Source organism: Telmatospirillum siberiense (assembly GCF_002845745.1).
In the GTDB taxonomy this organism is placed as follows: Bacteria; Pseudomonadota; Alphaproteobacteria; order Rhodospirillales; family Magnetospirillaceae; genus Telmatospirillum; species Telmatospirillum siberiense.
This window is the reverse complement of record NZ_PIUM01000005.1, coordinates 197,693-219,873: the sequence shown is the minus strand read 5'-3', so window position 1 is coordinate 219,873 and position 22,181 is coordinate 197,693. Positions and strand designations below refer to the sequence as shown.

The window sequence follows — 22,181 nt, the reverse complement described above, 5'->3', positions numbered from 1 at the left end:
CAAGTCCGGGGGTGACGGAAAAAACGATGATTCCATGCGATCGCAAACCGCTCTCGTTTTTAATCCATTCAGTGAAAATCGCGTGAGGCCACGCTTATCGCGCCATTCCCGCTCAATCTTCGCAAGGCGGCGCTGAGATCGGCGATGCCTTCCGCCACCACATGCAAAACCGCATCCTGTCGCTCGATCCGACCATCGACGCGCAGGAGTTGGGCAGCCAGCAGCGGACGGCGGAACCGTTCGAAGATGTCCGGCCAGACGACGACGTTGATCACGCCCGTTTCGTCTTCGAGAGTGAGAAAGGTGACGCCCTTGGCGCTGCCGGGACGCTGACGGACCAGGACCAGCCCGGCCACCGATACCCGCCCCGACTGACGTCGGCGCAGATACGCGGCGGGAAGGATGTTCTCCCGGCCAAGGGACTGCCGCAGCAGGGCCACCGGATGAGCCTTCAACGACAGGCGCAGACGGGCGTAATCCTCAACCACCGCCTCACCGAGGCTCATGGCCGGCAAAACAACCGGCGGGCCGGCAACCGGCGCCTCGACCCCGGCGACGGCGAACAAGGGCGGCGGCGGCGCGGTCAGGGCGCCGATCGCCCACAGGGCCTCACGCCGGCCCAATCCCAGGCCGGCGAAGGCGTCGGCGGCGGCCAAGGCCTCCAGGGCCTTGCGGGTGAGGCCGGCCCGGCGCCACAGGGCATGGGGAGAATCGTAACCCTCGCCCCGCGCCGCGACCAGGGCCAGAGCCTCGGACGGAGACAACCCGGAGATCTGGCGGAAACCCAGGCGCAGCGCCGGAGGGCGGCCACCCTCGGTTTCCAATGTGCAATCCCAGACGCTCGCATTGACGTCGACCGGACGGACGGGAACACCGTGCTCGCGGGCGTCGCGGACGAGTTGCGCCGGAGCATAGAATCCCATGGGCTGACTGTTCAGCAAGGCACAGGCGAACACCGCCGGATGATGGCATTTGAGCCAGGCCGAGACATAGGTCAGATGCGCGAAGCTGGCGGCATGGCTTTCCGGAAAGCCATATTCGCCGAACCCCTCGATCTGCCGGAAGACCCGTTCGGCGAAGGCGCGGTCGTAACGGCGGGCGACCATGCCCTCGACCAGTTTTTCGCGAAACTTATCCACCGCACCGGAGTGACGGAAACTCGCCATGGCGCGGCGCAACTGGTCGGCTTCCGACGGAGTGAAGCCGCCGGCGACGATGGCCAGCTTCATCGCCTGCTCCTGGAACAACGGCACCCCCAGGGTCTTGCCCAGGACCCGCTCCAATTCAGGCGAGGGATAGTCGATCCTCTCCTTTCCCGCACGACGGCGCAGATAAGGATGCACCATGTCGCCCTGGATCGGCCCCGGCCGGACGATCGCCACCTCGATCACCAGGTCGTAGAAGCAGGCCGGTTTGAGGCGGGGCAGCATGTTCATCTGGGCCCGGCTTTCCACCTGGAACACGCCGATGGCGTCGGCCCGGCTCAGCATGGCGTAAACCGCGGGATCGTCACCCGGCACGGAAGCCAGCGCATAATCGAGCCCGCAATGCCGGCGCAGCAGATCGAAGGCCCGATGGATGCAGCTCAGCATGCCGAGGGCCAGCACATCGACCTTGAGGAGCCCCAGCCGATCGAGGTCGTCCTTGTCCCATTCGATGACGGTCCGGTCTTCCATCGCGGCATTTTCAATGGGCACCAATTCGTCCAGCCGTCCCCGGGTCATGACGAAACCGCCGACATGCTGCGACAGATGGCGGGGAAAGCCGGTCAGTTCGGAGGCCATCCGCAATGTGCGGGCCAGGGTCGGCTCGGCCGGATCGAGCCCCTGTTCGCGGACCCGTTCGGGACTGAACGCCCTGGCCCGGATCAAGGCCCCCACCACATCCTCGGACAATCCCAGGACCTTGCCGACGTCACGCAACGCCGAACGGGTCCGGTAATGGCACACCGTGGCGGTCAAACCGGCCCGCTCCCGTCCGTATTTGGCATAGATGTACTGAATGACCTCTTCGCGCCGCTCATGTTCGAAATCGACATCGATATCGGGCGGCTCGTTCCTGGCGACGCTGATGAAGCGTTCGAACAGCAGATCGAAACAGGCCGGATCGACCGAGGTGATGCCGAGACAATAGCAGACCGCCGAATTGGCCGCCGATCCCCGGCCCTGGCACAAAATGTTCCGGCTTTCGGCGAAACGGACAAGGTCATGAACCGTCAGGAAATAGGGGGCATAGCCCAGATCGGCGATCAGCGCCAATTCGTGGACGACGGCTTGCCGCACCTTGTCGGGAGCCCCGTCGGGATAGCGCCATTGGAGTCCCGCCTCGGCGAGAGACGCCAGTCTTTCCTGGGCCGACACTCCGTCGGCGACTTCGCTCGGATATTCGTAGCGCAATTCGTCGAGGCTGAAGGAACAGCGTTCGACGATTTCCAGCGTCCTGCCGACCGCGTCGGGATGGGACGAAAACAGGCGGGACATTTCCGCCGGCGACTTCAGATGGCGCTCGGCATGAGGCGACAGCCGCCACCCCGCCTCGGCGATGGCGCAACCGTCCCTGATGCATCTCAGCACATCCTGCAGCGGCCGCCGGGATGGCGCGTGATAGAGCACATCGTTGGTCGCCACCAGAGGCAGGGCGGTTGCATCGGCCAGACGGGACAGTCCCGCCATCCATCGCTCGTCATCGGCCCGGAAGCGGCGTTGCGCCGCCAGATAGCACCGGCCCGGCAGGGCGGCATTCCAATCGCGGAGTTGGTCGGCGAATGTCCGGTCGAGCCGGGAAGGCGGCAGCACCACCAGAATCTGCCCCTCCCCCCCCGTCAGCAGATCGTCGCGGCTGATCCGGCATTGCCCCTTGCCGGCCCGGCGCTTGCCCATCGTCAACAACCGCGTCAGGCGGCCATAGGCGGCGCGATCGGTGGGAAAACACAAGACGGAGGCGCCATCGGTAAATTCGAGACGCGTCCCGACCACCAAGCGCAAGCCGGCCTTTTTCGCCGCGTCATGGGCCCGCACGATACCGGCCAGACTGTTGCGGTCGGTCAGGCCGAGCGCCCCCATCCCCAAGGCCGCCGCCGCCGTCACCAGTTCGTCGGGATGCGACGCCCCCTCCAGGAAGGTGAAGTTGCTGGTCACCTGCAATTCGGCGTAGCGGCTCATGGAAAGATCCCGTGCAGATACCAGCGCGGCGCCGGCCCGTCCGCCCTGTAGGAACCATCCCGATAAAGCCAGAAACGCCGCCCGGCCTCGTCCTCGACGCGGTAATAATCGCGATCCGGCCGCGAAGTCCGCCACCATTCGCCGGATAGACGTTCCGGTCCCTCGGCGCTGGCAATGCGATGGATTTCCCGGCGCCAGCGAAACAGCACCGGCGGCGCATCCGGCAGGGGCGCCACCACATCCACCGTTTCCGGCGGCGCCAGCAGCCGCAGGGGCCGAGGAGCGGCCGGCCAGCGGGCATCCGCCGACGCCGGGCTCGCGGCCGGAACGCGGCGCACCGCCCGTTCCGGCCAATGGCTTTGACGGGCGGCGAAACCGTAAAGACGGTCGAATCCCAGACGATTGCCCAACCGGTCCAGCAGATGTTCCAGGCTTTCCCCATCCGCCGGCGCCGACACGGCGGCCATGGAGGACTGTCGGATGTCCAGCGCCTCCACCACCGGCGCCGCGAGCCGGAGCATTTCGATCCCGAATCCGGCATCCAGCCCGGCCAGAGGCTCTTCCAGCAATCGGAACAGATGACGGGGCTCCCGGCTGGGACGGCTGGTCCCGACGGCAAGACACTGCCGGGAGGCATCGAGACGGAACGCCGTCACCTCGAGACGACGCAAGCCAAGGCGCGCCTGTTCGAGATCGGCGCAGAGACGATCCAGCATTTGCAGGAGACCCGCCGCCACATCGGCCGGCCGGCCGATCGGCTCGGCGAAGGCCCGGTGAATGCAATGGGCGGCGCCAGGCAGACGGGGGTCGATGAGTTCGTCCTCGACGCCCCAGGCCTGATCGAGGCGTTGGCCGACGCATGGGCCGAAACGGGCCATCATTCCGGCCCGGGGCACGGCATCGAGAGCGCGGACCGTCTTCAAGCCGAGCCGCGCCAGGCCGGTAACGACGACCGGCGGCAAACGCAAGGCGGCGACCGGCAATCCGGCGAGAATTTGACGATGCCCGCCGGACGGCAGACAGGGATCGCCGGGCTCGCCGAAACGGGCCCAGGCCCAGGCCGCCCCCGCCGTATCGGCGATGCCGGCGCGGTTGTCGAAGCCATGCCGGCGGAGCCGGACCCGCAGGTCGGCGAGCAGGGCCGCCTCCCCTCCCCGGAGATGGGCGCAGCCGCTGATATCGAGCCACAAGCCGCCCCCCTCGCCGCCCGCTCCGCCTTTCCACCCATCGACCGCGCTCCGCGGCGTATAGCACCGGCACCAGTCGGCCAGATGGTCGAGCAATGCCCGCTCCGCCCCCGGATCGTCCGGAGCCACGCGCAACGCCGGCACCATCGCCCGGGCGTCGGCCACCAGGCAACCCGGCCGCAGACCAAGCGCATGGGCGGCCGGATCGACCGCGGTCAGCCGGCGGACGGGACCATCCGCCGCCGTGACCAGCGGCAAACCGTCATCCGGCCGCGCGACGGCCTTTCGGCGGAGCCGTTCGGTCGCCAGGAACGGCAGCCAGACGGAGACGATGCGTTTCATCACTCCACTCCACCAACCACGAAGATACGATTCCGTCGTCCGTCACCCCGCGCCCCCGGCAATAGGACAGCGTCACCGACCAGCGACAGCCGCCGCCCTCGTCGTCCGGGAAGGCGGATGGAGCCCCGGCGATTCGCCACCGGGTCAATGCCACGGCGTTGCCGGCGCCACGGTTGAGCGCAAGAACGGGAACCCCCGATGCCCGGGCGGCGATCTGCAGACGGCGGGCCGCCGTGCCATCGAGATCCCACACCTCGCCCACCACTCCGGCCAGAGCGCGGCAGCGGGCCCCCTCCTCCATCGCCCAATGCGGATGGAGACCGCGCCCCGGCCGCGCCATCAGCAGACGGGAGGACGGCAAACCAAGAGAGGCCAGGCCTGGGGCATAAAGATCGTCCCGATCGCCCACCCAAAGCACCGGCTTGTCCTGCCGGCAGGCCAGGCGACCCAGCAAAAGGGCGGTGAATCCCAACGCCGCCCCGTCATCCAGCCCCCCGGTGGCGGCGATTTCATGCAACGCCCCCAGCGGCAAGCCGCCCCATGGCAAAACGCCATCGATCTCCGCCACGCCGAACGGCAGGACGGCATGGTTTTCCTGCCCCTCGGGCGCTTCCAGGGCGGCGATCCGGCGCCTCAACTGCGCCAGCGTTTCCGGCGATCTGACTGGGATCGACGACAAGGGCCACCTCATTTGTTCATGAAATGTTCTATTCTTGAGTCGGGAGGGGAGTCAAGGCGACTCTTTCCCGGAATCCGCATCGTCAACGACCATTCCCATCGAAACGATTACGCGCGGCCCTGAAGGAGGCGGCATTGTCGATTACCCAGCTCCACAGAGGCATCATGCCCAGCAACAAACCGCGCCCGAGTTCCGTCAGGGCGTAATCGACCCGTGGCGGCACTTCTCGATAATCGTGCCGAACGATCAAACCGTCACGTTCCAATTGACGGAGCGATCTGGTCAACATCCGCTGGGTGACTCCCTCCAACCGGCGGCCAAGTTCCGCGTGACGAAGGGTTCCGGAAACACCCAGCGCATGAACGATTCCAAGCGACCAGCGATTGCCGGCATGGGTAAGAACCTCGCGTTTCAGACCATCATCCTCATCGCTGAGCGCATCGCACGCAGCCTGCGAGCGCGCGATCACCTCTTCAAAGTCGGGTTTGTCGTTCAGTATCACGCGTGTGCCTTCTTATGTTTTCGCCAAAGGCCGCCTACTTTGACATCAGCCCCTCAGGAGATGCTGATGTCAAACACCAAATCCAAGCCCAACGCGACCCTCGTCATCGGTGCCGGCGAGCTCGGCATGGCCATGTTGCGCGCGCTGAATGAGCGACGCGGTTCAACTGGCGATCAATCGTTGACTGTCCTCCTGCGGCCTCTTCCGGCAGGGGAAGCCACCGGATCGCAAAAGGATTTGGCGGAGAAGCTGTGGAAAATAGGCGTCGAGATTGTCCGAGCCGATCTGGTCACGGAAACCAAGGAGGGACTTGCCGCGATTTTCGCAGATTTCGGCACCGTCATCTGCTGCACCGGTTTTGTCGGGGGACCGGGGACACAGCGCAAGATCACAGAAGCTGTCCTTGAGGCCCGCGTAGAACGTTATGTTCCATGGCAGTTCGGCGTCGACTACGACATTGTCGGACGTGGCAGCGGCCAGGAGGTGTTCGATGAACAGTCCGATGTGCGGGACATGTTGCGTGCCCAGACCCGGACGCACTGGATCATCGTCTCGACCGGAATGTTCACCAGCTTCCTGTTCGAACCTTCATTTGGTCTGGTCGATTTGGTGGAGGGACGGGTTCACGCGCTTGGCAATTGGAAAAACAGGCTGACCGTCACGATCCCGGAAGACATCGGGCGTTTGACGTCCGCCATTCTGGCCCAGGAGCCGCGCATCGATGATGCGGTGGTCTTCGTTTCAGGCGATACGCTTTCCTACGAACAACTCGCCGATACCGTCGAGCGTTTCCTTGGACGACCGGTAGAGCGTGTTTTGTGGAGCATGGCCGAACTTCGCTCGGAAGTGGCCCGGCATCCCGATGACGGGATGAGGAAATATCACTTGGCCTTTGCGCGAGACACCGGCGTCGCCTGGGACAAGGAGCGGACTTTCAACTTCGCGCAGGGCATCCCCGTGACCGACGTGCCGACATGGCTTGAAAAGCGGGAATGCCCCCCGTCCCCGGCGACGAGTACGGCCGCGGCCTGAGAACGCTGTTTACGGTGCCAAAGTCCGGGGCAAAACGACGGCATCGTTTTGCCCCGGACCCGCGCGACCCGAGCGGGTCTGAGCCCGCCGGAAGCAAAGCGTAGGAGGGTTCCCGTCCTTATGCGACGTCGTCCGGCACCGTCTGGGCCGGCGCCCCATACCAGGCGCTGTCGGCCGGAATATCCTCGCCCTTCATGATGATGGACAATTGGCCGATGCGGGCGAAGTCCCCGATGTGGGTATCATAGAGCACGGTGGCCGCGCCGCCGATGGTCACGCCGCGTCCCAGGGTCACCCGGCCGACCTTCATCACCCGATCCTCGTAGAGATGGGTCTGCAAGGCCGAGACGTTGTTGATGGCCGAGAAATCGCCGACCGTCACGCAATCGAACTCGGTGATGTCGGTGGTGTCCATGAAGACGCCCTTGCCGAACTTGGCGCCAAACAGGCGAAGCATCCAAGGCAGCATCGGCGTCCCGCGCAGATGATCGAGCAGCACCTTGCCGGCCATCCCCCAATACATCACGGCCACCGCCTCGGTCCTCAGCGCCCACCAGGACCACATGGGCCTCACCGTCGGCTTGTAGGCGCCCATCATCAGCCACTTCACCGCGACGGCGGCCAGCACCAGGGCGAAGGAAATGGCGACGCTGGCGGCGATGAACAGGGGAAGCACCGTGCCATAGGCGCGGTCGATGATCGACGGGGCCAGCAGTTCCACCGCCAGGGTTCCGAAGGTAATGAACAGCATGGTGGGCATCGAGACGCTGTGCGCTTCGAAGACGGCCCGGCCCAGCCGGCGCCAGCGCGACGGCTCATAGGTCCAGTTGGCCGACACATTGTCGAAATGCTGGCGAACCGGCAGCTTGATCGGCGGGCTGCCGAACCACACGTCATTGCCGGTCATCAGGGAATTGTCGGACGGCGGACGCGACTTGATGCCGATCAGGGTTCCATCGGGAATGGTGGTTCCGGTGGGAACCACCGCGTCATTGCCGACGAAGACGCGCGCCCCGGTCTTCACCGGTTTCAGGAACATCCAGCCCCGCCGGACGTCCTCGTCACCCAGCACCACCTCGTCGGCGATGAAGCATTTCTCGCCGATCTCGGTCACGTCGTAACGCCCGGCCAGGTTGGTCGAGATCTCGGCATCCTTGCCGATCTTCGCGCCCATCAGGCGATACCAGTTGCGCATATAGACGGTGGCGTAAAGCGAGGACAGGGTTTCCAGCGTCAGTTCTGTCGCCAGGGCGACCACCCATTTGCGCAGGTAGAACCAGCTATGGATCGAATAGGTGCCCGCCACCACCCGCGGCAAGACCGTCCAGCGCACCAGGGCGATGGCCAGCACCGTGATGACGATCAGCGCCATCGCCGTCGGCCAGGCCAGCACGGGCAGGATATAGAGATAGTTGACCGAGAAAAGCGATGTGAAGACATCGCTCAGATTGTCGAAAATATAGAACGCCGGAATGATCGGAACCAGGGTGATCGGCGGCAGCAGCACCAGCATCGCGGCATAGATGAGCGTCTGCAGGCCCTTGTGGAAGCGGCTGGCCAGCGACTGTTCCGGCAGGGCGGCGCGGTCGACATGACCGACGCGACGGGCCGGCGAGCCTTCCCAGATCTCCCAGGCGCCCACCTTGGTCTCGGCCGGCACCGCGGTCAGATCGGTCAATTCCGCCCCTTCACCGATCACCGCATCGTGACCGAGGACGCAGGAGGTACCGACATAGGCGTCATTCCCGACCTCGATGCGCCCGATCACCAGTTCGTTGCCGATCACCTCGGCATTGGCGAACTGCGTCTTGCCGCCGACCGTGGCGTCACTGCCGATGGTGATCAGATCGAGGGCACCGGCCTCGAAATCGCAAACCACCGCGTCCGAACCGATCTTCGCGCCCAGGCAGCGCAGGATGATGCGCATGATCGGTGTCGCCTGAAGCCATTTCAGATGGATCATCGAAACGAAACGCTGACCCAGCCACCAGCGGTAATAATAGACGCCCCACAACGGGTACCGACCCGGCCGGGTCCGGCCGATGACCAGCCATTTGGCGGCGATGGCGAGCACGGTGGTGCCGACGTTGATGATCCCGTAGGTGACCAGCAGGGCCACCGTTTCCCGGATGAAATTATGCTCTTCGCCGGAAAATAGCTGATAGGCGACGAAAACCCCGAGCCAGGGGGCCGTGGTAAAGGCGAGGATGATGGGCAAAGCGGCGGCCTGGGCCAGGCCGCACAGCAGCCGGCGCAACAACGGCGGCGGCGTGAAGACCAGCGAACGTCCGCTTTGCGCCGGCCGCGCGGCCGCACGGGCATCGAGGACCGTCGCCATGGCCCGCAAGGTGCGCGCCGCATAGACGTCCTGCAATGTCAGGCCGGCCAAGGCCGGTGTTTCACGGACGGCCGAGATGAAGCGGGCGGCGATCAGCGAATGACCGCCCAGATCGACGAAGAAATCGGCCTCGAAGGGAATCGCCTGGCGCGGGAACATCCGTTGCGCCGCCGCCAGCAGCACCGCCTCGGTCGCCGAAGCGGGCTCTTCCTGCACCGCGTCCTCCAGCGCCGTCAACGGCCGGCGCTGCAACGCCTTGCGGTCGACCTTGCCGGAAACCAGGCGGGGCAATTGCTCGACCCATTCGAAATGGCTGGGCACCATATAGGCGGGCAGCGTGGCTCTCAAGCCTTCGCGCAAGGCCGCCGGGTCATGATGGGCGCCATGATCGCTCACCAGAAAGGCCACCAGCCGGTCGGTGCCGTCGTCGGTGCGCAAGACCACGGTGGCCTGGGCGATACCGCCGACCGCGGCGAGCTTGCTTTCGATTTCCCCCAGTTCGACGCGGAAGCCGCGGATCTTCACCTGATCGTCGATACGGCCGTGGAACAGGAGCCGTCCCTCGGCATCGAAACTGACCGCGTCGCCGGACCGGTAGAGCACCGGATCGGCGGCATCGGAGCGGAACGGATTGGCGATGAACTTCTGCGCCGTCAGATCGGGCCGGTTGAGATAGCCGCTGGCGACGCCAGGGCCGCCGATCAGCAATTCGCCCTCGACGCCCGGCGCGACCTGGTTCAGCGCCTCGTCGACCACATAGCAGCTGTAGTTGGGGATGGGCCGTCCGATGGTGACCGCTTCGCCGGGACGCAATTCGGCGATCGTCGCCACCACCGTCGCCTCGGTGGGACCATAACTGTTGAACAGCCGGCGGCCGGGCCGGCACCACCGATCGGCCAGCGCCGGCGGGCAGGTCTCGCCGCCGAGGATGATGATCCTGAGACCCGGGACGTCTTCGGGCAGCAGGGAAAGCAGCGTGGGCACGGTGTCGAGCACCGTGATGCCGGCCCGGACCAGCGTCTCGGCCAGGCGATCCGTCTCCTGCAGAACGGAACGGCCGGCGATCCACAATTTGGCGCCGACCAGATAGGGAATGAAAAATTCCTCGAGCGACAGGTCGAAGGCCACCGATGCGCCCTGGAACACCACGTCCTCGGAGGTGACGCCGTAGACGCTGTTGGCCGAGCGCAGGTAATGGCAGATGTTGCGATGACTGATGACCACGCCCTTGGGCTTGCCGGTCGAGCCCGAGGTGTAGATCACGTAAGCGGGATCGGCAGACAGCACGCCCGCGGAGCGCGGATCGGGCACCGTCCCGATGGCGGGCTCCGTGTCGCAGTCCTCGAAACGCAGGCAGGCGGCAGGCTGCTCGCCGGCGTATTCGGCGGTCTGGGCATCGACAATGATCGCCTTCGCGCCGCAGTCGGCCAGGCAATCCCTGACACGCTCGGCCGGCGCGTCGGCGTCGAAGGGCAGATAGGCCGCGCCGCTCTTCAAAATACCCAGCAGAGCGATGTGCAGATCAAGCGACCGCTCCATCCACAGGCCGACGAAGCAGCCGCGCCCGATCCCCTGCCTTCGCAGAGTCTGGGCCACGCCCTCGGCCTGACGGTTCAGCGCCTCGTAGGTGAGCGTCCTCTCACCGAATTGGGCTGCGATCTGTTGAGGGGCGCGCGCCACCGTGGCCGCGAAAATTTCCGACAGCAATTCATCACGCAGCAGGCGCGACTCAACGCTCCCGGACATTGATTCTGGAAGAATCGATGGATTGATTTGATTCATAATATCCAATATGCCGTTCGGCCCGGCCCGCAGGGCTTGAACGACAGGTTCCGCCTTTTCGTTTCGCGACCTGCCCTTTGGAACGTTCCGCTCAACCGCACGGGCATCCACCGCCGATCGGAACATCCTCATAACCGCACCGTGATACCGCTTCGGCCGTGGATTACAAAGATCTCTTTTCAGGAATATGAACGGTTTCCGATGACGAGCCGGCGGGAAGAGGCTACAGCCCCCTCTTTATGACCTTCCGGTACCAGTCGAAACTGGCCTTCGGGCTGCGTCTTTGCGTGGAATAATCGACGTAAACCAAGCCGAAACGCCGGCTGAAACCGCATTGCCATTCCCAATTGTCCAAGAGAGACCAGACGAGATAGCCCTTCACATTGCAACCGGCGCCGACGGCGGCGGCCACAACCTCAAGGTGATCGCGCAGGAAGGAGATCCGTTCGACGTCATCGACCCGGCCTGCCCCATCGGGCCGGTCGTCGTAAGCGGCGCCGTTTTCGCAGATCAGCACTTCCGGGTTGCCGTAAAGGTCCCGCAATTCGGCGAGGATCGACGTCAGGCCTTTCGGATCGACCGGCCAGCCCATGGCGGTCATCCGCGGATTGCCCGACGGACCGAAGCCGGCATCGTAAAGGCGGCCGGGCTGATATTGGATGGACAACGGCGAATAGTAATTGAGCCCCAGGCGATCGAGCGGGAACCGAATCGCCTCCAGATCGCCGGGCCTGACCCAGGCCGCCATATCCTCGGCCAGGACATCCGGCACCCGGCCGCGCATCACCCCATCCAGCGACGCCCTGTTCCACAGGGCATCCCACCGAATCGCCGCCGAGCGATCGGCCTCGCTGTCGGTCACCGGATTGACCGGTTGCAAGGTGAGCACGGTGCCCAGACGGAAATGGCTCCCCGCCGCCCGCAAGGCCCGCAAAGCCGCGCCCTGCGCCAAATTCTGATGATGCAGCGCGGCCAGAACGCCATCCCGGCCACGGTGCAAACCCGGTGCGTGATCGGCATAGGCATGGCCGAAAATCGCCACGGTCGAAGGTTCGTTCAGGGTGAACCAATCCGTCACCCGATCGCCCAGCCTGCCCGCGACGATCGCCGCGTAATCGGAAAACCAGCCGGCGATGTCGCGGTTCATCCAGCCGCCCCGCTCCTGTAGCGCCTGCGGCAGATCCCAATGATAAAGGCAGGGCATGGGCCGGATGCCGGCATCAAGCAGCCCATCGACCAGGCGGTCGTAGAAATCCAGCCCCTTGTCATTGACCTCGCCGTCGCCATCGGGCAGCACTCTCGGCCAGGCGATGGAAAAACGATAGGCGGAGAAGCCGGCTTCGCGCATCAAGGCGATGTCTTCGGGCCAGCGATGATAGTGATCGCACGCCTCGGCAGGCGTCGAACCATCCGCGATACCGCCGGAACGCCTTCCGAAATCATCCCAGATGCTTACTCCCCGGCCGTCTTCGCGAAGCGCGCCTTCGATCTGCAGGGCGGATGTCGACGCCCCCCACAGAAAATTCTCCGGAAAGGCGGGGGCGGCCAGGGCCAACCGCGACGGCATGGCGGACGCGGCGGCGGCGGCTAGAAAACGGCGGCGGGTCAGGCGAAGGAAATGCGATGTCATCGAATCCAAAAGATCATCATGGCTGGCGCCGGTTCAAGAGCGGCGGGAACGAAAAATACCATCCCGACCACCACCCGAACCGGAAGCGCAGCTTAAACGAAAAGCCGGGCAAGCCGGTACTTTGCCGGGCAAAAATAAAAACTTCCCTTACGCCCGTTAACGGCAATCCGCATGGATCGTTAACGCCCCGGCCTGCTAGGCAATCAGGCTAGAGGTCCAACCCGAAGCCGGAATGCCCATATGGTTCACAGCCTTTCAAGCGCCCCGCCGTCTCGCCGCCGTTTCGGCGTGGGGACCGCGCTATGCCTCGCTTTGTCGATTCCCTTCATGGCCAGTCCGTCGTCGGCCGCCCAACCTGAGGCGAAACGAAGCCCCGCCCCTCTGGAACGGCAAGCGATACAACGCGCGGCGGTCTATCCAACCGCACGCTCGGTGATCGGCACCGCCTCATGGTACGGCGGCCGGCATGTCGGCCGCCCCACCGCCTGCGGTGAAATCCATTCTCCCGACCGGCGCACCGCCGCCCATCGCGACCTGCCCTTCGGCACCCTGCTGCGCGTCACCAACCTGAAAAACGGAAAGACCTCGCTGGTTCGCGTCAATGATCGGGGGCCTTACGTCCCCGGCCGCGCCATCGACCTCTCGGAACGGGCGGCGCGCGATCTGGCCATGCTCGACGATGGATTGGCCCACGTTCGCATGGAGATCCTGCCATGATCGTCCGCATCAAGGGTCCGGGACGAAATGACCGCGTCATTTTAAAAGCCCGGGCGGCGCCTGAACCCGCCGGAGGCGAACCGAAGAAAAAGAGCAACCTCTGGGCCGGTGCGGGCAGCGAACCGCCGCTTCGAGAACTTTTGAGGGATGGCATCGTTGGTGCCCTTATGGAAAAAGACAAAGTCAGCGCCCGAGAACTTCTGCACCTGATATGGTCCGTCCGCCGAAACATTTCCAAAAAGTACTTACCATTATCTTTAAGGCAGGACGGCCTTTAGCAGGATATGCGCCATTTTAATGAAATCTTTATACCGGCACCCGTTTTCCGCATGGAAGCTTAACGAGGTTCCGGACTATTGAATCCTCCGCGTCTTTCTCGGAGATCTCGCATGCTCGATGTCCTTTTCCTGACGGCTACCGTCGCCTTTTTCGTTGCAGGCGCGCTGTTCGTGCGCGCCTGCGACCACCTGTAGCGGAGACCCCCATGACATTCGAATTGATACTCGGCGCCATCGTGGCGGCCGGACTGTTCGTCTATTTGAGCTACGCGCTGGTCCGGCCCGAGCGTTTCTGAGGAGGATTTCATGAACGCCGCAGGCATCCTGCAAATCGTTGTTTTCTTTGTCCTGCTGACCGCGCTGGCGATTCCGCTCGGCATCTATATGGCTCGCGTCTATCAGGGTGAACGGACCTTCGCTTCCGTCATTCTCGGACCGATCGAGAGGGGCCTTTACAAGCTTTGCGGCATCAAGCCCGAGCAGGAACAGCATTGGACCGCCTACGCGTTCGCCGTGCTCGCCTTCAGCCTGATCGGCATCCTGGTGATGTATGGGCTGATGCGCCTTCAGGCTCTGCTGCCGCTCAATCCGGCCGGCGAGGCGGCGGTCGCTCCCGACCTCGCCTTCAACACGGCCGTCAGTTTCGCCACCAACACCAACTGGCAGAATTACGGCGGCGAAAGCACCATGTCCTATCTGACCCAGATGCTGGGCATGACGGTGCACAACTTCACCTCGGCGGCCACCGGAATGGCGGTGGCCATCGCCCTGGTCCGAGGCTTCGCGAGACGTTCGGCCAAGACCATCGGCAATTTCTATGTCGATGCGATCCGCTCGATTCTTTACATCCTGCTGCCGCTGGCCGTCGTCTTCACGCTGTTTCTGGTCTGGCAGGGGGTTCCGCAGAATTTCGACCCTTATGTCTCCGCCACCACCCTGGAAGGCGCCAGCCAGACCATCGCGCAAGGGCCGGTCGCCTCGCAGGATGCGATCAAGCTGCTGGGGACCAACGGCGGCGGCTTCTTCAACGCCAATTCGGCGCACCCCTATGAAAATCCGACGGCGCTCGCCAATCTGTTCCAGATCATCGGCCTTCTGGTCATTTCCGGCGGACTGGTGGTCGCATTCGGCCGGATGATCAAGGATGGCCGGCAGGCCCGCGCCCTTTATGCCGCCATGGCCCTGATGCTGGTGGTCGGCATCGGCGTCTGTTACTGGGCGGAAGCGGCCGGCAATCCGGCGATCGCCAGCCAGGGCGTCGACATCACCGCCAGCGACCAGGCCCCCGGCGGCAACATGGAAGGCAAGGAGGTCCGCTTCGGTCTTTCCGCCAGCGCCATCTATGCGGCAGCCACCACCGGCACCTCCACCGGCGCGGTCAACTCCATGCACGACAGCTTCACGCCGATCGGCGGCATGGTGCCCATGGTCAATCTGATGCTGGGCGAAGTGATCTTCGGCGGCGTCGGCGCCGGGCTGCACGGCATGATCGTCTTCGTCATCATTACCGTCTTCATCGCCGGACTGATGGTCGGACGCACACCGGAATATCTCGGCAAAAAGATGGAATCGAAGGAGGTCAAACTGGCCGTCCTCTCGATCATCGTCTTCCCGCTGTCGGTCCTCTGCCTGGGCTCCCTGGCGGTCGTCCTGCCGATCGCCACGCCGGCCATCGCCGCCGCCGGTCCGCACGGTTTGTCGGAAGCCGTCTACGCCTATGCCTCGGCCACCGCCAACAACGGCTCGGCCTTCGGCGGGTTCTCCGGCAACACGCCGTACCACAACTCCGCCTTGGCCCTCGCCATGCTGCTGGGACGCTTCATCGTCATCATTCCGACCCTGGCCATCGCCGGCGCCCTGGCCGCCAAGAAGACGGTTCCGCCGTCGGCCGGGACGTTCCCGACCCACGGATGGCTTTTCGTCGCCTTGCTGATCTCGGTGATCGTCGTGGTCGCCGGCCTGACCTTCTTCCCCGTTCTCGCCTTGGGTCCGATCGTCGAGCAGCTTTCGCTCGCCGCCGGCACCCTGTTCTGAGGTGTTCCCATGAGCATCCATCGCCCCGACGCGATCTCCCTGTTCGACCCCGCCATCGCTAGGCAAGCCGTGCTGGCGTCCTTCCGCAAGCTCGACCCGCGGGATCTGGTGAAAAACCCGGTGATGTTCACCACCGGCGTCGTCGCCATGCTGTCTTCGATTCTGTTCGTCCGCGACATCGTCCTCGGCCTCGGCGACAATGTCGGCGTGGTCGGCCAGATCGCCGCCTGGCTGTGGTTCACCGTGCTGTTCGCCAACTTCGCCGAAGCGGTGGCTGAAGGTCGCGGCAAGGCGCAGGCCGACAGCTTGCGCAAAACCAAAACCGATACCCGCGCCAGGAAGATCGCCGCCATCGACTCGAAGACCTGGACCGAAGTGGCGGCCTCCGACCTTCGTGCCAATGATCTGGTGGTCGTCGAAGCCGGCGACATCATCCCCGGCGACGGCGACGTGGTGTCCGGCATCGCCACCGTCGACGAATCCCCCATCACCGGCGAATCGGCGCCGGTGATCCGCGAAAGCGGCGGCGACCGGTCGGCGGTGACCGGCGGCACGCGCGTGGTCTCGGACCGCATCGTCGTGCGGATCACCGCCGACCCCGGCTCCTCCTTCCTCGACCGGATGATCGCCCTGGTCGAAGGGGCCAAGCGCCAGAAGACTCCGAACGAGATCGCGCTCACCATCCTTCTGGTCGGCCTCACCCTGATCTTCCTGATCGTCTGCGTCACCCTGCCGGGCTTTGCCCTCTATTCCGGCGCCGCCCTGCCGGTGGTTTTTCTGATCGCGCTCCTGGTTACCCTGATCCCCACCACCATCGGCGGCCTGCTTTCCGCCATCGGCATCGCCGGCATGGATCGCCTGGTCAAATTCAACGTCATCGCCAAATCGGGACGCGCCGTCGAGGCGGCCGGCGACATCGACGTCCTGCTGCTCGACAAGACCGGCACCATCACGCTGGGCAACCGTCAGGCGTCGGAATTCATTCCGCTTCCCGACGTCAACGAACGGGAACTGGCCGAGGCCGCCTTCCTCGCCTCGCTGGCCGACGACACGCCGGAAGGCAAGTCCATCGTCGCCCTGGCCAAGAGCCGCTTCGGCTTACAGGAAACCGACGGCTTGCAGCGGCAAATGACGTTCCAGCCCTTCTCCGCCCATACCAGGATGAGCGGCGTCACCTTCGCCGTCACCGATGGCCGTGGCCGCGAGGAAATCCAGAAAGGCGCCCCGGACGCGGTGATCCGCTGGGTCGCCGACTGGGCTGGCGGCGGTACGGTCAGCGTCGTGCCGAAGGACATTATCCAGGCCGTCGAACGCATCGGCAAAGCCGGCGGCACGCCACTGGTGGTCGGCAAGAACGGACGGCTGCTGGGCGCCATCTATCTCAAGGACATCATCAAACCGGGCATTCGCGAGCGCTTCCAGACACTGCGCAAGATGGGCATCCGCACCGTCATGGTGACCGGCGACAATCCGCTGACCGCCGCGGCCATCGCGGCGGAAGCCGGAGTCGACGATTTTCTGGCCGAGGCGACGCCGGAAAAGAAGCTGTCCCTGATCCGCGAGGAACAGGCCAAGGGCCGGCTGGTCGCCATGTGCGGCGACGGTTCGAACGATGCGCCGGCCCTGGCCCAGGCCGACGTCGGCGTGGCGATGAATACTGGCACGCAAGCCGCCCGCGAAGCCGGCAACATGGTCGATCTGGAAAGCGATCCGACCAAGCTTATCGAGATCGTCATGATCGGCAAGCAACTGCTGATGAGCCGTGGATCGCTCACCACTTTTTCCATCGCCAATGACGTGGCGAAATATTTCGCCATCATCCCGGCCTTGTTCATCGCCTCCTATCCGCAGTTGCAGACCTTGAACGTCATGCATCTGGCCAGCCCGCAAAGTGCCATTCTGTCGGCCATCATCTTCAATGCGCTGATCATCATCGGCCTGATCCCGCTGGCCCTGAAAGGCGTGCAATACCGGCCGGCCGGCGCCGAGGAACTGCTGCGGCGCAATCTTTTCATCTACGGCCTGGGCGGATTGGTCGTCCCCTTCATCGGCATCAAGGCCATCGATCTCATCGTCGCCGCCTTCGGGCTGGCCTGAGGGCAAGGGGGCGCAGGAGCATCCATCATGTTGAAGCAAATGAAGCAATCCATCCTGGCCACCCTGGTGATCACCTTGCTCACCGGCCTGGCCTACCCCCTGGTGATGACCGGACTGAGCCAGGTGCTTTTCCCGGCCCAGGCCCACGGCAGTCTGATCGAAAAGGACGGCCATGTGGTGGGCTCGGCCCTGATCGGCCAGACCTTCACCGGCGCCGGCTATTTCCACCCGCGCCCCTCGGCGACCACCGACACCGATCCCCAGGACGCCACCAAACAGATCCCGGCCCCTTACAACGCCGCCTCCTCCACGGGCTCGAACGCCTCGCCTTCGGCCAAGAGCCTGTCATCCGACGTGGCTGACCGGTTGGCGGCCTTGACGGCGGAAAACCCCAATGCCCGCATCCCCGTGCCAGTGGATCTGGTCACCACCTCGGCCAGCGGCCTCGACCCCCATATCTCGCCGGCCGCGGCGGAATATCAGGTACCGCGCATCGCCGCCGCCCGCGGCATTCCGGAAGCGCAACTGCGCAGCCTGGTGGCCCGCATGACCTCCGGACGCACCTTCGGCATCCTGGGCGAAGCGCATGTCAATGTCCTGGAACTCAACCTGGCGCTCGACCAGCAGGTGGCGCAACGGTGAGAGAGGAAGGCGAGCCCGGAAGGCATCTTGGAAAAATTGAACCACCAAGGCACCAAGACACCAAGGCGGCGGAGCGCGCCGCAGGCATTCTCCCGTTCGACCGGCGACGCGACACGGGATGACCTCACCATTTCTGCCCGCGGCGCGGCAACCCAACCCGCTGTCCTATCTTTCGGGCAACACCTTGGTGCCTTGGTGCCTTGGTGTCTTGGTGGCCCACCACGTCTTGAAGGCGTCGAAACGGTGAAGGTGAGCTCCCTATGCGATTGTCGCCCCCGCCGCCCCGGGGTACGATCGGAACCTGATGGCCGATAACGATCGCGACAATCGCCCCTCGCCCGACGCCCTTCTCGCCGAAGCACAGAAGGAAACGCGCGGACGCCTGAAAATCTTCCTTGGCGCCGCGCCGGGCGTCGGCAAGACCTATGCCATGCTGGAAACGGCCCATGAGCGGCAACGCGAAGGTGTCGACGTGGTCATCGGCGTGGTCGAGACCCACGGGCGGAAGGAAACCGAACGCCTCGTCCGCGATCTGCCGGCGCTGCCCTCCAGGATCGTCGACTATCGCGGCAGGCCCTTCCAGGAGATGGATCTCGAGGCCATCCTGGCCCGCCGGCCGCGGATCGTGCTGGTCGACGAGTTGGCCCACACCAACGTTCCCGGCAGCCGGCACATCAAACGCTATCAGGACGTCGAGGACATCCTCACCGCCGGCATCGATGTCTATTCGACACTGAACATCCAGCATCTGGAAAGCCTGAACGACGTCATCGAGCGCATCGCCGGCATCAAGGTACGCGAGACCCTGCCCGACAGCGTGCTGGCCACCGCCGACGAGATCGAGATGATCGATCTGCCGCCCGAGGATCTGCTGAAACGTCTGGCCGAGGGCAAGGTTTATGTCCCCGAGCAGGCCCGGCGCGCCGTCAGCAATTTCTTCTCGGCCGGCAACCTGACCGCGCTTCGCGAAATGGCTTTGCGCCACGCCGCCGAGAGGGTCGACGCGCAGATGCTGAACTATCGGCGGGCCCACGCCATCTCCGGGCCCTGGCCGACCCGCGAGCGCATCATCGTCTGCATCGGCGACGACACCGCCTCGGCCCGCCTGGTGCGAACCGCGAAACGGGTGGCCGAACGCCGGTCCGCCCCCTGGATGGCGGTCTATGTCGAAACCTCGCGGCATGGCGGGCTCGACGAACCGCAGAAGGACCGCATCGCCCAAACCATGCGTCTGGCCGAACAATTGGGCGGCGAGACGGTCACCTTGCAGGGAGAGGACGTCGCCGCCGAGGTCGTCGCCTTCGCCCGGGAGAGGAACGCCAGCCAGATCGTCGTCGGACGGCCGCGCCGCAGGGCCTGGTGGCGGTTGCCCGCCGCCACCTCGGTCACCAGGCGCATCCTCGCCAAAAGCGAGGATTTCGACGTGCTGCTGGTCGGCGGCGAAGACACCGAGAGGAGTCCCCGCACCTTCGAGACCAAGGCGCCCGAGCAGGCGTGGACCTGGACGTCCTATCTGATCGCGGCCATCGGCGTGGCGGCGGCCACCGGCTTGGGCTTCGTCATCGATCTCTGGTTGCCGGTGCCCAATATCTCGGTGGCATTCCTGGTGGCCGTCATGCTGATCGCCATGCGGCTGGGGCGCGGCGCCGCCGTTTTCGCCTCGGTCGCCAGCTTCCTGTCGTTCAACTTCTTTTTCACGGAACCGCGTTTTTCCTTCGCCATCTCCGATTCCCAGAACATTCTCACCATCGTCTTCTTCCTGATCGCCGCCATCATCGTCAGCAATCTGGCCAGCCGGGTTCAGGTCCAGGTCGACGCCACCAAGACCAGCGCCCGGAGGACGGCCAATCTCTACGAGTTCAGCCGCAAGATCGCCGCCGGCGCCACGCGTGACGACGTGCTGTGGGCGGTGGTTCACCATGTCGCGGCCACCATTCGCGGCAAATCTCTGGTGCTGCTGCCCGACGAGGGCCGTCTTTCCATCGCCGCCGGCTATCCTCCGGAGGACGAGCTTGGCGACAAGGATGCCGGCGCCGCCGACTGGACCTGGGCCAATGGTCGCCCGTCGGGACGCGGTTCCACCACCTTGCCGGCCGCCGACTGGTTGTTCCTGCCCTTGAAGACCGCGCGCGGACCGATCGGCGTTCTGGGCATGCAAATGGCCGGGCAGGAACAGTTGACGCCGGAAGACAGCCGGCTGCTGGAGACCCTCGCCGATCAGGCGGCGGTGGCCATCGAACGAACCATCCTGGTCGCCGACGTCGAAGCCGCCCGTCTGGCCGCCGAAACCGACCGCCTGCGTTCCGCCCTGCTGTCGTCGCTGTCGCATGATCTGCGCACGCCGCTCGTCTCGATTCTGGGCGCGGCCTCCAGCCTGATCAATTATGGCGACGCCCTGGAAGCCAAGGACCGCCGCGACCTGGCCGGCACCATCCAGGACGAGGCGGAACGATTGAACCGGTTCGTGCAAAACCTGCTCGACATGACGAAGCTGGGCTCGGGGGCCCTGAAACCCAATGCCGACTGGGCGGATCTGAACGATGTCGTGCGCGCCGCCGTCGACCGCTCGGGCAAGCTTTTGAAGGGACGCCAGATCAAGGTCGACATCGATGCCGGCATGCCCCTTCTCCGTCTCGATTCCATCCTGATGGAGCAGGTGTTCTTCAATCTGCTCGACAACGCCTGCAAATACTCCCCCCCCGGCAGCCAGGTCACCATCTGGGCCCGGACCAGCAAGGATCTGGCCCTGATCGAGGTCTGCGACCAGGGCGCCGGTATCCCGGAAGCCGACCGCGAACGGGTGTTCGACATGTTCTATCGGGTCGAGGCCACCGACAAGCAAACCGCCGGTACCGGCCTCGGCCTGGCCATCTGCCGGGGCATCGTCGAGGCCCATGATGGAACCATCAAGGCGGAACCCGGTCTGCATGGCGCCGGAACCTGCATCGTGATCCATCTGCCGCTCGGCGCGCCGCCCACGCTCGATTCCAACGAGACGGCCGGCGTATGAATCATCCATGATACAAAACAGCGAAAGCAGAGAGGGACTTTCCCCTCAGCGACCGAGGACATCATGGGGCGCATCCTAGTCGTCGACGACGAACCGCAAATCCGCAAATTCCTGCGCATCAGCCTGGGAGCCAACGGCCATGAGGTGCTGGAGGCGGAAACCGCCGGGCAGGGCGAGGAATTGGCCCGCACGCGCAAGATCGATCTGGTCATTCTCGATCTCGGCCTGCCGGATGTGGACGGCCAGGAGATCATCACCACCATCCGCGAAACGAGCAAAGTGCCGATCATCGTGCTTTCAGTGCGATCGCAGGAGGTCGACAAGGTCGAGGCGCTGGATCGCGGCGCCGACGACTATATCGTCAAGCCTTTCGGTATCGGCGAACTGATGGCGCGCGTCCGGGCCGCCTTGCGTCAGAGGGGAGAGGAACCAGCGAACGGCGATATCTTCGCCACCGGGGGGCTGCAGTGCGATTTCGCCCGCCGGGTGGTGACCCGCGACGGCGAAGAGGTCCATCTTTCGAAGCGGGAATACGAGCTTCTGCGCTTCCTGGCCTCCAGCCCCGACCATGTCCTCACCCACAAGCAGATTCTAAAGGAAGTCTGGGGGCCGGCCCATGTCGAGGACACGGCTTATCTCCGCGTCTACGTCAACCAGTTGCGTCAGAAACTGGAAACCGACCCGACGGCGCCGCGCCTCATCCTCACCGAACCGGGGGTCGGCTACCGCCTGGTCACCGGGGCCTGAAGC

Annotated in this window: 15 protein-coding genes; 9 read left to right on the top strand and 6 right to left on the bottom strand. The window is 64.7% G+C overall.

What is annotated here, in order from left to right; translation table 11 throughout:
• Window positions 1-68: 68 nt before the first annotated feature.
• From CWS72_RS07270 to CWS72_RS07255, 4 genes are all read right to left on the bottom strand, one after another.
• Window positions 69-3,161, bottom strand: a complete 3,093-nt coding sequence (locus tag CWS72_RS07270; protein WP_101249906.1) for an error-prone DNA polymerase — start codon at window positions 3,159-3,161, stop codon at window positions 69-71.
• The gene (locus CWS72_RS07265) at window positions 3,158-4,690 is read right to left on the bottom strand and encodes a DUF6504 family protein (RefSeq protein WP_101249905.1); all 1,533 of its coding nucleotides are present in this window, start codon (window positions 4,688-4,690) and stop codon (window positions 3,158-3,160) included. Before CWS72_RS07265 ends, CWS72_RS07270 begins: the two co-directional genes overlap by 4 nt.
• A complete protein-coding gene (locus CWS72_RS07260; RefSeq protein ID WP_199175573.1) occupies window positions 4,611-5,369 on the bottom strand; it encodes an ImuA family protein in 759 nt (252 codons plus the stop codon). The genes CWS72_RS07265 and CWS72_RS07260 overlap by 80 nt, the downstream gene beginning before the upstream one ends.
• 82 nt (window positions 5,370-5,451) lie before the next feature.
• Complete coding sequence (locus CWS72_RS07255) at window positions 5,452-5,838, bottom strand: winged helix-turn-helix transcriptional regulator (protein ID WP_241911623.1); 387 nt, start codon at window positions 5,836-5,838, stop codon at window positions 5,452-5,454.
• Between CWS72_RS07255 and CWS72_RS07250 the strand changes: the two genes are divergently transcribed.
• Complete coding sequence (locus tag CWS72_RS07250; protein WP_241911622.1) at window positions 5,728-6,903, top strand: aromatic alcohol reductase; 1,176 nt, start codon at window positions 5,728-5,730, stop codon at window positions 6,901-6,903. The two genes, CWS72_RS07255 and CWS72_RS07250, sit on opposite strands and share 111 nt — an antisense overlap.
• A 118-nt stretch (window positions 6,904-7,021) precedes the next feature.
• Here the strand turns inward: CWS72_RS07250 and CWS72_RS07245 are convergent, their stop codons facing one another.
• Complete coding sequence (locus CWS72_RS07245) at window positions 7,022-10,987, bottom strand: Pls/PosA family non-ribosomal peptide synthetase (RefSeq protein ID WP_241911621.1); 3,966 nt, start codon at window positions 10,985-10,987, stop codon at window positions 7,022-7,024.
• Window positions 10,988-11,246: 259 nt separating this feature from the next.
• Window positions 11,247-12,653, bottom strand: a complete 1,407-nt coding sequence (locus CWS72_RS07240; protein WP_241911620.1) for a GH1 family beta-glucosidase — start codon at window positions 12,651-12,653, stop codon at window positions 11,247-11,249.
• A gap of 240 nt (window positions 12,654-12,893) precedes the next feature.
• Between CWS72_RS07240 and CWS72_RS07235 the strand changes: the two genes are divergently transcribed.
• From CWS72_RS07235 to CWS72_RS07205, 8 genes are all read left to right on the top strand, one after another.
• Entirely contained in the window at window positions 12,894-13,370 is a 477-nt protein-coding gene (locus CWS72_RS07235) for a septal ring lytic transglycosylase RlpA family protein (RefSeq protein WP_199175572.1), read from the top strand.
• Window positions 13,367-13,648 carry a hypothetical protein gene (locus tag CWS72_RS27385; protein ID WP_146002661.1) on the top strand — a complete coding sequence of 94 codons (282 nt, stop codon included), beginning with the start codon at window positions 13,367-13,369 and terminating at the stop codon, window positions 13,646-13,648. The genes CWS72_RS07235 and CWS72_RS27385 overlap by 4 nt, the downstream gene beginning before the upstream one ends.
• 206 nt (window positions 13,649-13,854) lie before the next feature.
• Window positions 13,855-13,944 (top strand): K(+)-transporting ATPase subunit F, encoded by a 90-nt coding sequence (locus tag CWS72_RS07230; RefSeq protein WP_101249902.1) that lies wholly within the window; start codon window positions 13,855-13,857, stop codon window positions 13,942-13,944.
• A 10-nt stretch (window positions 13,945-13,954) separates the two neighbouring features.
• Entirely contained in the window at window positions 13,955-15,682 is a 1,728-nt protein-coding gene (gene kdpA / locus CWS72_RS07225) for a potassium-transporting ATPase subunit KdpA (RefSeq protein ID WP_101249901.1), read from the top strand.
• A gap of 9 nt (window positions 15,683-15,691) precedes the next feature.
• A complete protein-coding gene (kdpB, locus tag CWS72_RS07220; protein WP_101249900.1) occupies window positions 15,692-17,779 on the top strand; it encodes a potassium-transporting ATPase subunit KdpB in 2,088 nt (695 codons plus the stop codon).
• A gap of 27 nt (window positions 17,780-17,806) precedes the next feature.
• A complete protein-coding gene (gene kdpC, locus CWS72_RS07215) occupies window positions 17,807-18,421 on the top strand; it encodes a potassium-transporting ATPase subunit KdpC (RefSeq protein WP_101249899.1) in 615 nt (204 codons plus the stop codon).
• 304 nt (window positions 18,422-18,725) lie between these two features.
• Window positions 18,726-21,431, top strand: a complete 2,706-nt coding sequence (locus CWS72_RS07210) for a sensor histidine kinase (RefSeq protein ID WP_101249898.1) — start codon at window positions 18,726-18,728, stop codon at window positions 21,429-21,431.
• 63 nt (window positions 21,432-21,494) lie between these two features.
• On the top strand, window positions 21,495-22,178 hold the full coding sequence (locus tag CWS72_RS07205; RefSeq protein ID WP_101249897.1) for a response regulator: 684 nt from the start codon (window positions 21,495-21,497) through the stop codon (window positions 22,176-22,178).
• Window positions 22,179-22,181: the final 3 nt, after the last annotated feature.